Source organism: Streptomyces umbrinus (genome assembly GCF_030817415.1).
Lineage (GTDB): Bacteria > Actinomycetota > Actinomycetes > Streptomycetales > Streptomycetaceae > Streptomyces > Streptomyces umbrinus_A.
Genome location: NZ_JAUSZI010000002.1, coordinates 2,793,719 through 2,808,721 on the forward strand (window position 1 = coordinate 2,793,719; position 15,003 = coordinate 2,808,721).

At 72.1% G+C, this 15,003-nt stretch carries 11 protein-coding genes; 3 read left to right on the plus strand and 8 right to left on the minus strand.

The genetic code is table 11. The features are described from left to right. The first annotated feature begins 43 nt into the window (after positions 1–43). Together QF035_RS12740 and QF035_RS12745 are read left to right on the plus strand one after the other, a co-directional pair. A complete protein-coding gene (locus QF035_RS12740; protein WP_307520308.1) occupies positions 44–793 on the plus strand; it encodes a hypothetical protein in 750 nt (249 codons plus the stop codon). Between the two features lie 117 nt (positions 794–910). Then, positions 911–2,479, plus strand: coding sequence for a CocE/NonD family hydrolase (locus QF035_RS12745; protein WP_307520309.1), 1,569 nt, complete (start codon positions 911–913; stop codon positions 2,477–2,479). 35 nt (positions 2,480–2,514) lie between these two features. Here QF035_RS12745 and QF035_RS12750 read toward each other — a convergent pair whose 3' ends face one another. The 3 genes from QF035_RS12750 to QF035_RS12760 all read right to left on the minus strand — a co-directional run bounded on the left by QF035_RS12750 (position 2,515) and on the right by QF035_RS12760 (position 4,064). Further along, positions 2,515–2,736 carry a hypothetical protein gene (locus QF035_RS12750; RefSeq protein ID WP_307520310.1) on the minus strand — a complete coding sequence of 74 codons (222 nt, stop codon included), beginning with the start codon at positions 2,734–2,736 and terminating at the stop codon, positions 2,515–2,517. A gap of 16 nt (positions 2,737–2,752) precedes the next feature. Beyond that, entirely contained in the window at positions 2,753–3,496 is a 744-nt protein-coding gene (locus QF035_RS12755; protein ID WP_307520311.1) for an amino acid ABC transporter ATP-binding protein, read from the minus strand. Positions 3,497–3,623: 127 nt separating this feature from the next. After that, positions 3,624–4,064: a DUF6278 family protein gene (locus QF035_RS12760; RefSeq protein WP_143641021.1), complete on the minus strand. Its 441-nt coding sequence runs from the start codon at positions 4,062–4,064 to the stop codon at positions 3,624–3,626. A gap of 209 nt (positions 4,065–4,273) precedes the next feature. Here QF035_RS12760 and QF035_RS12765 point away from each other — a divergent pair, with 209 nt between their 5' ends. Then, entirely contained in the window at positions 4,274–6,082 is a 1,809-nt protein-coding gene (locus QF035_RS12765) for an SGNH/GDSL hydrolase family protein (RefSeq protein WP_307520312.1), read from the plus strand. Between the two features lie 83 nt (positions 6,083–6,165). On the opposite strand, the gene QF035_RS12770 is transcribed toward QF035_RS12765, so the two are convergent. The 5 genes from QF035_RS12770 to QF035_RS12790 form a co-directional block, all read right to left on the minus strand. Then, entirely contained in the window at positions 6,166–6,945 is a 780-nt protein-coding gene (locus QF035_RS12770; protein ID WP_189840854.1) for an exodeoxyribonuclease III, read from the minus strand. Positions 6,946–6,975: 30 nt separating this feature from the next. Next, positions 6,976–7,611, minus strand: coding sequence for an MBL fold metallo-hydrolase (locus tag QF035_RS12775; RefSeq protein WP_307520314.1), 636 nt, complete (start codon positions 7,609–7,611; stop codon positions 6,976–6,978). A 127-nt stretch (positions 7,612–7,738) separates the two neighbouring features. Beyond that, a complete protein-coding gene (gene pcaDC / locus QF035_RS12780) occupies positions 7,739–9,028 on the minus strand; it encodes a bifunctional 3-oxoadipate enol-lactonase/4-carboxymuconolactone decarboxylase PcaDC (protein ID WP_307531083.1) in 1,290 nt (429 codons plus the stop codon). Between the two features lie 179 nt (positions 9,029–9,207). Beyond that, on the minus strand, positions 9,208–11,130 hold the full coding sequence (locus QF035_RS12785) for an SWIM zinc finger family protein (RefSeq protein ID WP_307520316.1): 1,923 nt from the start codon (positions 11,128–11,130) through the stop codon (positions 9,208–9,210). 932 nt (positions 11,131–12,062) lie between these two features. Further along, positions 12,063–14,915 carry a DEAD/DEAH box helicase gene (locus tag QF035_RS12790; protein WP_307520317.1) on the minus strand — a complete coding sequence of 951 codons (2,853 nt, stop codon included), beginning with the start codon at positions 14,913–14,915 and terminating at the stop codon, positions 12,063–12,065. Between the last annotated feature and the right edge of the window lie 88 nt (positions 14,916–15,003).

The following is a 15,003-nucleotide window of genomic DNA, read 5'->3' on the forward strand; positions in this document are numbered from 1 at the left end:
CCCTCTCGAACACCGGTGCAGGTGCCCGCTAGCATGCGCGCCCATGAATGACGACGTGCGCAACATCGTCCTCGGCGTGGTCGCCGCCGGCCTCAGCGCCGCGCTGGGCTGGCTCACCCGTACGTACCTGTGGAAGCGCAAGCTGCGCCGCAAGCAGGCATTCTTCGGCCTGCCCGACAATTCCGAGTCGCTCCTGGTGGTCAACCGCGAGGCCGGCGGCCCGGAACTCTCGGTGATGCGCCATGACGTCTTCGCGCTGCTCGAACTCTCCGCCCTGATCAAGGACTGTGGCGCCCATGCCCAGGTCATCGCGCACGACGCGGCACAGCAGGGCTTCGGGGAGCGCACGGAGTTCTGCGTGGGCGGGCCGTCGTCGAACCGGCGCATGGCCGCGCATCTGCACTCGCTGCTGCCGGGCATCCGCGTCAACGTCGACCCCGAACCGGGCCCGGACCGCGGCGCGTTCCAGATAGGCAGCGAGCGCTACCGGCTGGAGCCCGGCAAGGGCGAGTACGTGATCCTCGCCCGGCTCACGGCGGGCAACACGGCACGGCCCGTCTTCCTCTTCTGCGGCCAGCGCGCGATCACCAACCAGGCCGCGACCCGCTATGTCGCGCGCAACCACGAACGGCTGGCCCGCAAGCACGGCAACAACTCCTTCGTGATCCTCCTGAAGGTCGTGAACTCCCAGGCGTACGGGCCGGATGTCGTCGAGCTCGTCGCGGACGTCACTCGCGCCTCACAGACCCCACTGCCTGCGGTTCCCGCACGGAGCACTCACCGCGCCTCCTAGGTTCCAGCACATTTCAACAATCGTTACTCGTGCGTAACTTACCGACGGGTTACTTGCGGTAAGGCAACGAGGTTACCGTCGGGTCACTTTGGCACTTACACGTGTGAGGAGTGACCTGTGGGAAACCCGCGCAAGGCCCTGCGTACCACCGCCGTAGGTGCCGTTTCGGCGACCCTGATCGCCGGCACGGCTCTCGGGCTCGCCCCCGCCGCGCAGGCGGCGCCCGCCGCTGTCCGGTTCGTGGACATCACCGGGGACGGCGGGACCGTCCTCAAGGCCAATGTCGTCATGCCCGCGAACGCCGACGCCTCCCGCGCCTACCCGCTCATCGTGCTGCCCACGAGCTGGGGCCTGCCCCAGGTCGAGTATCTCGCCCAGGCCCAGAAACTCGCCGACTCCGGCTATGTCGTGGTCAGTTACAACGTCCGCGGCTTCTGGCAGTCGGGCGGAGAGATAGAAGTAGCAGGTCCACCCGACATAGCCGACGCGTCCAAGGTCATCGACTGGGCCCTCGCCAACACCCCGTCCGACGCCCGGAACATCGGCATGGCGGGCGTCTCGTACGGCGCCGGCATCAGCCTGCTCGCCGCCGCGCACGACAAGCGCGTCAAGGCCGTCGCGTCCCTCAGCGGCTGGGCCGACCTCATCGACTCGATCTACTCGGGCCGCACTCAGCACTCCCAGGCCGCCGCCCTGCTCAACGGCGCGGGCCAGATCACCGGCCGCCCCAGCACCGAACTCCAGCAGATCTTCAAGGACTTCTTCGCCTCCAACCTCTCCAAGGAGCAGGAGCTGATCGCCTGGGGGAAGAAACGTTCCCCCTCGACCTACGTCGACCAGCTCAACAAGAACGGCGCGGCGGTCCTGCTCGCCAACGGCTGGGGCGACACGATCTTCCCGCCCAACCAATACGCCGAGTTCTACGAGCAGTTGACCGGCCCGAAGCGGCTGGAGTACCGGCCGGGCGACCACGCCACCGCCGAGGTGACCGGCCTGTTCGGGCTCCCGAACGACGTGTGGACGGACACGAGCCGCTGGTTCGACCACTACCTCAAGGGCGTGGACAACGGCATCGACCGTGAGCAGCCGGTCCAGCTCAAGTCCCGTTCCACCGGCGGCTACGAGGGCTACCCGGACTGGAAGTCGGTCGGCGCGACGCGCAAGAAGATCGCCCTCGCGGGCTCCACCACGATCCGCGCGAACGTCAACTCCGGCGCGGACGGCGGGATCATCTTCCTCTCCAGCATCCTCGACCAGCTCGGCCGACTGCCGCCGGTGGCGTCGGTCCCGCTGCTGCCCCGCCGGTACGCCGCGGTCTGGCAGTCGGAGAAGTACGCGAGCGCCCAACAGGTGCGCGGCACCACGAAATTGCACACAACCCTCACGAGTACCAAGGAGAGCGGCACCCTCGTCGCGTACCTCTACGACGTGGGCCCGCTCGGCCTCGGCAAGCTGGTCAGCAACGCGCCGTACACCTTCCACGGACAGACGCCCGGCAAGCCGTTCGGCGTCGACCTGGAGTTGTTCTCCACGGCCTACGACGTCCCGGCAGGGCATCGACTCGCCCTGGTGGTCGACACGGTCGACCCGCTCTACATCGAGCACAACCCGACCGGCGCGCAGCTGACCTTCTCCTCGCCCGCGGCCGACCAGTCGTACGTGTCGGTACCGCTGCGCGAGCAGTGATCTCCGGCTGCTGCCGGGCGGGCCATTGCCCCTCGCTACCGCGTGCCCGGCAGCAGCGTCCCTGGTTCGGCCGGGGTGGTGTCCACGGCCTCTGTCCCCATCACCACGGCAGTGAACGGCATATCGTAGTCGAGGTTCGGCGCGGTCGGCCCGTCGGCCCGGAGGGACTTCGCACCGGATCCGGGCACCGGAATCAACTCCGTTCCGTGGACGTGGAGTTGGGACGGGAAGGAGAGCGGCGGCGGGAATGTGATCATGATCTCGCTCCCCCGCTCAGTGCTTGAGGATCTTTGAGAGGAAGTCCTTGGCGCGGTCGCTGCGCGGGTTGGTGAAGAACTCCTCGGGGGTGCGGTCCTCGACGATGCGGCCGTCGGACATGAAGACGACACGGTTCGCGGCCGAGCGGGCGAAGCCCATCTCGTGGGTGACGACCACCATGGTCATGCCCTCGCGCGCGAGCTGCTGCATGACCTCCAGGACCTCGTTGATCATCTCCGGGTCGAGCGCCGAGGTCGGCTCGTCGAAGAGGAGCGCCTTGGGGTCCATGGCGAGGGCGCGGGCGATGGCCACGCGCTGCTGCTGGCCGCCGGAGAGCTGGGCAGGGTACTTCGGCGCCTGCGAGACGAGGCCCACGCGGTCGAGGAGTTCGAGCGAGCGCTTGTCGGCGTCGGCCTTCTTGCGGCCGCGGACCTTGATCTGACCGAGCGAGACGTTCTGCAGGACCGTCTTGTGCGCGAAGAGGTTGAACGCCTGGAAGACCATCCCGACCTCGGCGCGGAGCATGGCGAGGTCCTTGCCCTCTTCGGGCAGCAGCTTCCCGTCGAGCTTGATCTCCCCGGAACGGATCGTCTCCAGCCTGTTGATGGCCCTGCACAGAGTCGACTTCCCCGACCCCGAAGGGCCGATGACCACGACCACCTCCCCCTTGCCGACGGTGAGGTTGATGTCCTGGAGGACATGCAGCTCCCCGAAGTACTTATTGACGTCACGCAGCTCGATCAACGGATCGACGGCCATCCTCAGCCCTACCCACTCTCAGCTGTGTCGCGATTCCCGCAAGCTATCCACACAAGAGTGGAGTTAATACCCGACACGCACTTTTCGGACATTAGCCGTATTTAAGGCGGCAGCCCGGGCCTGAACCTTACGCTTCCGCGACCTCGGCGTACAGCTGTGAGAGTTCGGGGGCGCCGCTGGCCGCCCACTCGTGGCCGACGGCGACCACGTCGAACTCACGGCCGGAGGCCAGTCGTACGACTGGCTGGCCGCCCGGCCAGATCTCCCAGACGGCGCCGGGGACCGTGCGCACGATGACCGTGCCGAGATAGAGGCCGGCGTCGTTGCCCAGCCAGGGCAGACTCTCCTCGTCGTCGCGCCAGCGCGGCACCAACTGGTCCAGCGCCTCCAACGAGGCCGCGGAGTCGTCGAGTTCGACCCCCGCCTGATGTGCCTGCGAGCGCAGCAGTTCGCACTCGGAGAGCAGTTCGGCCACCCCCTCGCGGTCGCTCTCACTGTCGGAGAAGACCGCAACTCCTCCGGCAGGGCCCCGCTTCTTGCGCCAGTTGCCCAGGAAAGGGATGTTCATACACCCAGCCTGTCATCCCTTTCGCCCGGCGCACCACAGGGCACGCGGAACACCTGTTCCCAGGGAGTTCGCGCCGAGTTCGTGCCCGGATCATTGACGAGTCCCTGCCGCCTCTTTAGCTTCACGGTGCACCTGTCACCTCGTCCGTGAACCGTGCCCGAACGGTTCGTGAGCCGTTGGTCCGTGAGTCGTAAGTGGGAGGAGTCGGTGTGCGCCGACGTGTCTGGGGTACGGCCGTCGTTCTCGCTCTGCTCTCGGCGGCGGTGACGGTCCCGGCGACGGCCGCCACAGCTGAGTCGCCTACGGTGTCCGAGGTGTCCGCGTTGCCCTCGGTGCCCGCCAAGGAGAGGCCGCTGCCGCTGGAGCGGCTCTTCGACAACACCGCCGTCAGCGACGACGCGCGGCCCGGCGAGGCGGACTTCGACGGCTCGGGCGGCTCCCTGTCGGCGCAGGACCTGACCGCCGCGGGCTGGACGCCCGGGCGCTCACTGACGGTCCAGGGCGCCCGGCTGGCCTGGCCCCGCCGGGCCGCGGGCGGGCCCGACAACGTACGCACCGGCGGCCAGTCCGTACGGGTCGGCGGCCGCGGTGACGCGCTCGCCTTCCTCGTGGCGGGCACGGGCGGCAGTGAGGAGAGCGGCACGGGGGTCGTGCGGTACACGAACGGCTCGCGCTCCGCGTACCGGCTGACCGCGTCCGACTGGCGCGGCGGCCCGCTCGCCACCAAGGCCGTGGCGCTGCCGCACATCAACACACCGGGCGGCCAACTCACCGAGAAGGCACGGCTGTACGTCGTGACCGTGCCGCTCGTCCAGGGGCGTCAGGTGGCCTCGGTGGAGCTGCCCCGCAACCCCGACCTCCATGTGTTCGCACTGTCGGTGCACGCCGACTCCCGTGGCTGGACCGGGAGTTGGGCCGCGTCGACGTCCGGCTACACGGCGGTCGGGCCGTGGACGGACCGGACGCTGCGGCTCGTGGTGCACACCTCGGCGGGCGGGCCGCGGGTGCGGATCCGGCTCGACAACACCTTCGCCGCCGCGCCCGTACGGATCGGCAGCGCGACGGTGGCGGTGCAGGCGTCCGGTGCGAGTCCGCGGAGCGCGCCCGTGCCGTTGTCGTTCGGTGGCGCGGCGGGCACCGAGATCCCGGCGGGAGCACAGGCGTTCAGCGATCCGCTGGCCTTCGACGTGCCGACGGACGCCAATCTGCTCGTGAGCTTCCACCTGCCCGGGACCGTGACGGCGGCCCCCGTGCACAGCCTGGCCGTCCAGACGTCGTACGTCAGCACGCCGGGCGACCATGCCGCGGACGGCGCCCCGGACGCGTACACCTCGACGATCACCAACTGGCCGCTGCTGACCGGGGTCGACGTGGGCGGCGGGCCCGGATCCGTCGTGCTGCTCGGCGACTCGATCACGGACGGCGAGAAGTCCACGCGGGACGCGAACCGGCGCTGGCCCGATGTGCTCGCCGCGCGGCTGCGGAACCAGAGTGTGGTCCCGCGCTATGGGGTCCTCAACCATGGGATCTCGGCGAACCGTGTGGTGAGCGACCGCTACACCGGCGACGGGGTCTCCACCGACACGGGTGGCGTGAGCGCGCTCCATCGGCTCGACCGGGACGTCCTCGCCCAGACGTCGGCGCGTACCGTCGTCGTCTTCCAGGGGGTCAACGACGTGCGCTGGGGAGCGAGTGCGGAGCAGGTCGTGGCCGGGCTGCGGGAGATCGCCGATCGGGCGCGTGGGCGGGGGCTGCGGGTGCTTGTCGCGACGATCGCGCCGTGCGAGGGGGAGGCGCGGTGTACGGCTGCCGTTGACGCCCAGCGTGTTGCCGTGAACCAGTGGATCCGGTCCGGGGCCGGGTCCGGGTTCGACGGGGTGCTCGACTTCGATGAGGTGTTGCGGGACCCGGAGCGGCCCGCGCGGATTCTCCCCGCTTACGACAGCGGGGATCATCTGCACCCGGGGGAAGCGGGACTCGCTGCGCTGGCCGAGTCGGTGGACCTGAGGTTGTTGTAGGTGCGGGCTCCTCTTGGTGGGGTCTCGCTTCGACTGCGGGTCCGTTGTGGCTGGTCGCGCAGTTCCCCGCGCCCCTTAAGGGGCTAGACGTCCAGGTCGACTACGACAGGGGCGTGGTCCGAGGCGCCCTTGCCCTTGCGTTCCTCTCGGTCCACGTAGGAGTCGGTCACGGCCTTGGCGAAGGGCTCGTTGCCGTAGACGAGGTCGATGCGCATGCCGCGGTTCTTGGGGAAGGCGAGCTGGCGGTAGTCCCAGTACGTGTACGGGTGGTCGTACTTGAGGGGGCGCGGGACGACGTCCGAGAGGCCGGCCTCGCGCAGGGAGGTGAGGGCGGCGCGCTCGGCCGGGGTGACGTGGGTGAGGCCCTCGAAGGCGGCCACGTCGTAGACGTCGTCGTCCGTCGGTGCCACGTTGTAGTCGCCCAGCACCGCGAACGGGCGGCTGCCGGTCGCGTCGCCCGCGACCGCCGCCTTCAGTGCCTCGAACCACTGGAGCTTGTACGCGTAGTGGGCGTGGTCCACCTCGCGGCCGTTCGGCACGTAGACCGACCAGACGCGGACCGGGCCGCAGGTCGCGGAGACCGCTCGGGGCTCCTCGGCGCCGTCGTAGCCGGGGTCGCCGGGCAGGCCCTTGACGACGTCTTCGAGGCCTACTCGGGAGATCACCGCCACGCCGTTCCACCGGCCGGTCGCGTGGACCGCCGCCTCGTAGCCCAGCTCGCGCAGCTCGGTGACCGGGAACTTCTCGGCGGCGACCTTGGCCTCCTGGAGGCACAGCACGTCCGTGCCGCTGCTCTCCAGCCAGGCCAGCAGCCTCGGGAGACGGGCGGTGATCGAGTTCACGTTCCAGGTGGCGATACGCATGCCACACAACCTACCGGGCCCCTCTGACACTCAGAGGTCGGCGGTCTCCCCCGGTGCCAGCCGCAGGTGCTCGGAGCCGCCCAGGGCGCCGATCTGTCGGTCGTAGATGGGGCGCGCCAGGTCGGTGAGCAGGGCGTCGTGGATGTCGTACGCGCGCTGCGGTTTGACCTCGCGGACGTAGTCGATGACCTCGGAGATCTTGCTCCAGGGGGCCATGACGGGGAGCATCAGCGTCTCGACCGGGTGGTCGGGGACGGTGAGGGCGTCTCCGGGGTGGAAGACGCGGCCGCCGTCGACGAGGTAACCGACGTTCGTGATGCGCGGGATGTCCGGGTGGATCACGGCGTGCAGTTCGCCGTGGACCCGCACGTCGAAGCCCGCGGCGGTGAACGTGTCGCCGTGGCCGACGGTGTGGACCCGGCCCGGGAACGCGGCCGAGAGCTGGTCGGCGACGGACTTCAGGGTCCAGATCTCCGCGGCCGGGTTGGCCTCAAGGCCTGCGCGCAGGTGACCCTCGCTGAAGTGGTCGGGGTGCTCGTGCGTGACGAGGATCGCGTCCACGCCGACCGCGGCGTCCTCCTCGCTGAAGACGCCGGGATCGATGACGAGCGTGCGGCCGTCCTTCTCCAGGCGGACGCAGGCGTGCGACTTCTTGGTGAGCTTCATGCTTCCCATCCTGCCTCCGGGCAGGGGCGCAGGCTCACTCCAGGGGGCGTGCTCCCGAATTCTCACACCTGCTTCTCATCCCGGGCGCTCGCTCCTGGCGCCCGTCCACGGCGCCCGCTCCCCGTGCTCACTCCTGGGGTGTGGTCTCCTCGCGGATGACCTGCTGGGCCACCTTGAAGGCGCTGTTCGCGGCCGGTACGCCGCAGTAGACGGCCGCCTGGAGGAGCACCTCCTTGATCTCGACCGGAGTGAGGCCGTTGCGGAGGGCGGCCCGGGTGTGGAAGGCCAGTTCGTCGAGGTGGCCGCCCGCGACCAGGGCGGTGAGCGTGACGCAGCTTCGCGAGCGCCGGTCGAGGCCGGGCCGGTCCCAGATCTCGCCCCACGCATAGCGGGTGATGAACTCCTGGAAGTCCCCGGAGAACTCGTCGGCCTGCGCCAGCGCGCGGTCCACGTGCGCGTCCCCGAGCACCTCCCGGCGGACCTTGATGCCCGCGTCGTACGGGTCGGGTCTGCCCAGGACCGCCTCGGGCTGCGCGGCCGGGGCGATCTCGGCGACGGGCGACATCTGCTGCGGCGCGGCCACGACCGGGCTCGCCTGCGGCACCACGACCGCCATCTGTCCGGTGGACGAGTCGTAGGCGGGCTGCTGCCAGGCCGTGGAGAAGTGCCGTACGAGAAGGTCCGTGACCGCGGCGGGCTGTTCCACGGGGACCAGGTGCGAGGCGCCGGGTACGACGGCGAGGCGGGCGTCCGGTATGCCGGCGACCAGGGTGCGGGCTTCGGCGGGCCCGGTGACCTGGTCGTCGGAGCCGACCAGGACGAGCGTCGGCACCCCGATACGGCCCAGCTCGGCATGGATGTCGAACGAGGCGAGCGCCTCGCACGCGGCGATGTAGCAGCCCGGGTCCGTGGTGCGCACCATCTGCACGGCCCACTCGGTGATCGCGGGCTGCGCCGCGGCGAAGCCCTGCGTGAACCAGCGCTCCGGGGACGTCCGCGCGATCGGGTCCAGGCCGTTCGACCGTACGATCACGCCGCGCTGCCGGAACTCGTCGGCCGTGCCGAAGCGCGGTGAGGCCGCGATCAGCGTGAGCGAGGCGAGGCGCTCCGGGCGGCGCAGCGCCAGCTCGGCTCCGATGGCACCGCCGAGCGCGCAGCCCGCGTACCCGAACCGCTGGACGCCGAGCCCGTCGAGCGTGACGAGCAGCCGCTCGGCGAGCTCGGTGACGGAACCGGCCGGGTAGGCGGGCGCGCCGCCGTGGCCCGGCAGGTCGAAGCGGAAGACCCGCCATTGCTTGGCCAGCTCCGGGACCTGCCGGTCCCACATGTGCCAGGTCGTACCGAGCGAGGGACCGAGGATGAGCACGGGGGCGTCTTCCGGGCCGTCGAAGCGGTACTGGAGGGCTGGGGACTTCATCTCACTCACCGCTCCACGCTAACTTCCGCACCTGTGGTCGCGGAAACGAGCCCGATTCGTCCACGTGGCCTGCACGGAGCCACCACATGTCTCGCGGCGGGCCGGAGGGCAGGTCAGCGGAGCGTTACGGCCCTCCGGGATCCCGGAAAAAAGTTGGGGGCGCGCGAACGGTTTCGCGCTCACAGGTCGGTCGGGGAGCCGAGGCCCGTGAGGGCGCCGACCGGGTCGAGGTCGGGGGTGCCCCTGGGCCACCAGTCGTCGTGGCCCGGTTCCGACTCGTAGGCGTACCAGAGGCCGTCGTGGCCCAGCCGGAGCTGTATGTGGCCGCGGGGGTGGGTGAGGTGGTTGTGCCAGGGGCGGAATGCGGGGAAGTCGGCGGCCAGGAGAAGTGGGCGGGCCCGGTCGAAACGGCCGGCCGGCGGGTCCCAGGGCTCTTCGAGGACTGCGAGCCCTTCCAGTCCGCCCTGCCGCCAGGCGGCGACCGCCCGCGCCAGGTCGGCCGGGGTGCGGCCGGCGGCAGTGGCCAGGGACGCGTACAGGGCGCGGGTCGTTGCGGTGAGGCCGGAGCCGGGGCGGGTGGCCGCCAGGCGGACGGCGTCCTGCCAGAGGGTCAGCTCCGCCACGGGGTCGCGGCCCGTCGTGAGCAACGCGTGCGCGCGGGCGGCGGCGTCGGTGGCCAACTGGTCCAGTGCGAACGGGTCCGGGCCGCCCGGCGACGCCGGATAGGCCGGGGGCTGCTCGGGGTGCGCGGGCGGCGGCAGCGGGGCCGGGAGCGGCGGCAGTGCGCGGGGCGCGAGGGCGTCGGTGGCCCGTACGCCGGGAAGTGCGGGTTCGCGCTCGGCGCGGGCCGAGCGTGCCGCCAGGGTGGCGCTGCGGCGGGACAGCGCGTCCAGCAGCTCGCGTTCGCCCCGGCCGCGCGACAGGAGGAGGACGAAGGGGTCTTCGTCCAGCAGCCGTGCCGTCTGGTAGCAGAGCGCGGCCGCGTGTTTGCAGGGGTGGCCGGAGTCGGGGCAACTGCACTGCGGCACGAGGTCGCCCGGGCCCGGGAGCAGGCCCACTCCGCTGTCGGCGAGCGACTGGGGCAGATCCTTGTCGAGCAACGCCGCGATGTGCCCCGGCCGTTCGGCCGCGGCGTCGAGGAACCGCTCCCAGTCGTCGTCCGAGAGCGTGCGCATCCGGATCTGCACGCGATACGGCCGCGGTCGGCTGCCGTGTACGTACGCGAGTACGAGCCCGGGCGTGACGGTGATGGCGTCCACGTGCCCCGCCCGCGCGTACGCCTTCCCCCGTCCGAGCCGCGCCGCGTCCAACGCCATCTCCTCCAACGCGGCCACCCACGCGTTGCCCCACCATGTCTCGGCGAACCCGTCCGTGCCCTGCGGCCGCGCGGGCGGTGCGGGGAGCGCGGGGAAGGTCCGCCGCAGCTCGCCGTCGCGGCCCGGGGCGGCCATGGAGCGCGGGGGCGCTGCGATGGGGAGTTGGGAGTGGGTGGGGTGAGGGGCTGCGGAGTCGGGGGCGGCATCGGAGTGGGGGGCGGGGGTGGGCGTCGCGGTGACGCCGGGGTGGGATGCGGGTGTGGGGGTGGTGCTGGGCTTCGGTTCGGGCTCGGTGTGAGGGTCGCGGGCTGCCCTGGCCATGGCGGCTCGCACGGTGTCGGCGATCGAACCGCCGCCGGGTGCTGCTGCCGCGTCGGAGGAGGGTGCGGGTGCTGGCGCGGGTCCGCGCTTGGGCTCCGGCCTCGGCTCCAGCCCCGGCTGCGGCTGCGGCTGCGGCTGCGGCTGCGGCTGCGGCTGCGGCTGCGGCTGCGGCGCCAACTCGGGTCCGGTGGACGGGTGCTGGTCGGCGACCGAGGCTTGGGCGGTGTCGGGCGCCGCGGTGGCGGCATCCGTGTCCATGGGCCCTGTGACGTCTGGGGACGGCCGTCCGGCGGGCCGGTCTTCGGGGGCGGGACCCTCCGCTGGAGGGGTGCTGCCCGGTGCGGCGTGGGGTCGCGCCGGTCGGTCCTCGGACTGCTCCCTCTCCAGCCGGGCCGTCAGGTCGAAGGCGTCGCCCAACCGGTCGGCCAGCTCCCGGACCTGTGCCGCGGCGCGGCGGTTCGCCATGGTCGGACGGGGCGTGGGAGTGCTGGACTCGGCCCCTCCGCGCCGCCTCCGGCCCTCGGCTCCCTTGTCCCGGGCGGCAGTTCGCTCCCGCTCCGCCTGAATCCTCGCGGCACGCAACGCCTCGCGGGCCACGTCACCGGGACGCGGGGGTCCGGAAGCCGCGTCGGATCGCCTGGGCGCCGACGGCTCGACGTCCGACTCGGAACCCTCGCCGCCACCGGCGTCCGGCGCCCCATGCGCGTCCGATGCCCCATGCGCGTCCGGCGTCCCTTGCGTATTCGAGGGCCAGGGCCACTGAGTGTCCGACTCCCCCTGCACGCCTGGCGTCGCCTGCACGCCTGACATCCCCTGCGAGCCTGGCGCATCCTGCTTGCCCTGCGTCCCCTGCGCGCCTGGCACACCCTGCCTGTCCTGCCTCCCCTGCGCACCCGGCACACCCTGCCTGTCCTGCCTCCCCTGCGCACCCGGCACACCCTGCCTGTCCTGCGCCCTCTGCGACTCCTCCACCCGCGGGGCAACAGCGCCACCCGCGCGACCTGCCGCAGCCGCGCGCCGCAGCGCCTCGCGTGCCTTGTCACCTGGCCGGGGCCCCGGCGACGCGGACCCCTCGGCGGCTCCCGTTGCCCTTCCGGGCTCCGCCGGGCGCGCGTCCGCCTTCGTGGGGTGCCCTTCCCCCGCGCCGGCCGCCGGCCATCCGCCATCTCCCCGCCGCGCCGCCCGCAGGGCACGCCGAGCGGCGTCGGCGGGCCGGGCCTCACCAACCGGCGCTTCACCGGCCGAGGACGTCTCACCGGCCGGAGACGCCTCGGTGCCAGGCGAGCCCTCCTGCTCCGGCTGATCCAGCTCTTCCCGCTGGTCCGGCCGATCCCTCTGTTCCGGCTGATCCGGCTGATCCCGCCCATCCAGCCCATCCGGCCGATCCGTCGAAGACGTCACGTCGACCTCCTCAGCGAGACCAGGTCGGACAGCTCGCGGTCGGTCAGTTCCGTCAGGGATGCCTCGCCGGAGCCGAGGATCGCGTCGGCCAGGGCCCGCTTGGAGGCGAGCATCTCGGCGATGCGGTCCTCGACGGTGCCCTCGGTGATGAGGCGGTGGACCTGGACGGGCTGGGTCTGGCCGATGCGGTAGGCGCGGTCGGTGGCCTGCTCCTCCACGGCGGGGTTCCACCAGCGGTCGAAGTGGACGACATGGCCGGCGCGCGTGAGGTTGAGGCCCGTGCCGGCCGCTCGGAGGGAGAGGACCAGGATCGGCGTCGCCCCGCTCTGGAATCGGTCCACCATGTGCTCGCGCTCGGCCACCGGCGTACCCCCGTGAAGGAGCTCGACGGGGACCGCGCGCGCCTCGAGGTGGTGGGTGATCAGCTTGGCCATGCCCACGTACTGCGTGAAGACGAGCGCAGAGCCGTCCTCGGCGAGCAGCGTGTCCAACAGCTCGTCCAGAAGGGCGAGTTTGCCGGACCGGGCGGCCTGGCGGGCGGCCCCTCCGCCACCGCCGGGGTGCTCGCCGGTGTCCTCCTTCAGGTACAGCGCGGGGTGGTCGCAGATCTGTTTGAGCGCGGTGAGGAGCTTGAGGACCAGGCCGCGCCGGGCGATGCCGTCGACACTCTCGATCGCCAGCATCGACTCGCGGACCACGGCCTCGTACAGGGAAGCCTGTTCGCGGGTGAGGGGGACGGGGTGGTCCGTCTCCGTCTTGGGAGGCAGTTCTGGGACGATTCCGGGGTCGGACTTCTTGCGGCGGAGGAGGAAGGGGCGGATCAGCCGGGCGAGGCGGGTCACGGCCTCCTCGTCCTCGCCGTTCTCCACCGCGCGCGCGTGCCGGGCTCGGAAGGACTTCAGCGGGCCGAGCAGCCCCGGGGTCGTCCAGTCGAGCAGCGCCCACAGTTCAGAGAGGTTGTTCTCCACGGGGGTGCCGCTCAGGGCGACCCTGGCCGGTGCGGGTATCGTCCGCAGGGCCTTGGCCGTCGCCGAGTACGGGTTCTTGACGTGCTGGGCCTCGTCCGCGACGACCATGCCCCACTTCTGGCAGGCGAGCTGCGGCGCCGTCGACCGCATCGTCCCGTAGGTGGTGAGGACGAACCCGCCGTCCATGTTCTCCAGGGACTCCAGGGAGCGGCCGGGACCGTGGTAGCGGCGCACGGGCACGCCCGGGGCGAACCGCTCGATCTCCCGCTGCCAGTTGCCGAGCAGCGAGGCGGGGCAGACGACGAGGGTCGGTTCGGTGCGCGCACGCTTCAGGTGCAGCGCGATGAGGGTGACGGTCTTGCCGAGGCCCATGTCGTCGGCGAGGCAGCCGCCGAGGCCGAGCGAGGTCATGAGGTCGAGCCAGGCCAGTCCGCGGAGTTGGTAGTCCCGGAGGGTGGCCTTCAGGGCTGGGGGCGGTTCGGCGGGTCGCAGGCCGGCCGTCAGCCGGTCGCGCAGGGCGGCCAGCGCGCCGACCGGCACCGCCTCGACCGTCTCGCCGTCGACCTCCGCGCTGCCGGTGAGCGCCACGGAGAGGGCGTCGACGGGATCCAGGAGACCCAGTTCGCGCTTGCGCGCCTTGCGGACGAGGGCCGGGTCGACGAGCACCCACTGGTCCCGCAGCCGCACGACGGGGCGGTGCGCCTCGGCGAGCGCGTCCATCTCGGCCTCGGAGAGCAGGTCGCCGCCGAGCGCCAACTGCCAGCGGAACTGGAGCAGTTCCTCGCTCTCGAAGAAGCCCGTGCCGTCCGTGGCCGAGCCCGGCGCGGAGCGGACGACCGCCGCCGCGCTCAGGTCCTGGGCGAGGTCACGGGGCCAGTGCACGGCGACCCCGGCCGCGCCGAGGCGGGTCGCGGCGACGCCGAGCAGGTCCGACAACTCGTCCTCGGACAGCGCCAGTACGTCCGGCACGTCCTGCCCGGACAGCCGGTCCAGGGGTGGCCAGACGCGGGCCGCGCGGCGCACCGCCAGAGCCGCGTCGACACGGGCACGCGGCCCGAACGCCGTGTCGGCGGCGCCCGCCCACAGGGCCGCGGCGTCGACGACGAGAGTGGGGTCGGCGAGGCTGTGCACCTGGACGACGGCCGCGCCCGCGCGCCGCGCGCCCTCGCTGTCGTCGAAGAGCTCGTACGCGGACAGGTCCAGGCGCAGCGAGATCCGCACCCCCGCGTCCATGCCCGCGGCGACCTCCGCCGCCCAGTCCTGGGCGCCCGGCAGCCGCTGGGGCCCGGCGGCCGCGAAGGGCTTCCCGGTGGCATACGGTGCGGCCGCGGTGCGGGGCAGTGCGTCGGCGACCGCGTCCACGAAGGCGCGCATCAGCGCTTCCCGGTCGGGCAACTGGAGCGGGCCCCGGCCCGGCAGGGGTACGGCGTGTCCCTCGTACGGAAGGGACGCGGCCACCGCCCGCAGGTGGGCGATGTCGTCCGGGTCCAGGGGGCCGGCGCGCCACGCGTCGAATCCGTCGGGCGTCAGGCCGGGCAGCAGCAGCCCGCGGGCGACGAGGCGCAGGGCGTGCAGCGCGGCGGCGCCCCAGCAGGCCGTGGCGGGGTGTGCGGCGGGGTCCCGCCGGGCCCGCACCAGAAGTGGCAGCGCTTCGACGACCGGCAGTGTAAGCGCGGGCACCGATCCCCGTCGTACGCCCGAGCCGTGCCTCCGTACGACCGTGAGCTCGGTGTCCGGGCCAAGGAGTGGTGCGTCCCCGTCCGGGTCCCAGAAGGCGATCCGGCCGTCGCGTGGCAGAGCGGCGGGCAGGAAGACGGCGGCCAGCCGCACGGACACCTCGGGCTCGGTGCCGACAGCGGCACGCGTCTGAACCACGCTCATGCTCCCGGCCACCTCCCTCGCCCCGGTCCGGCCCGCCCTGGTCGGATCACTCGTCTTCGACTCTACGGGCCGGGTCTGACAGTGCGGC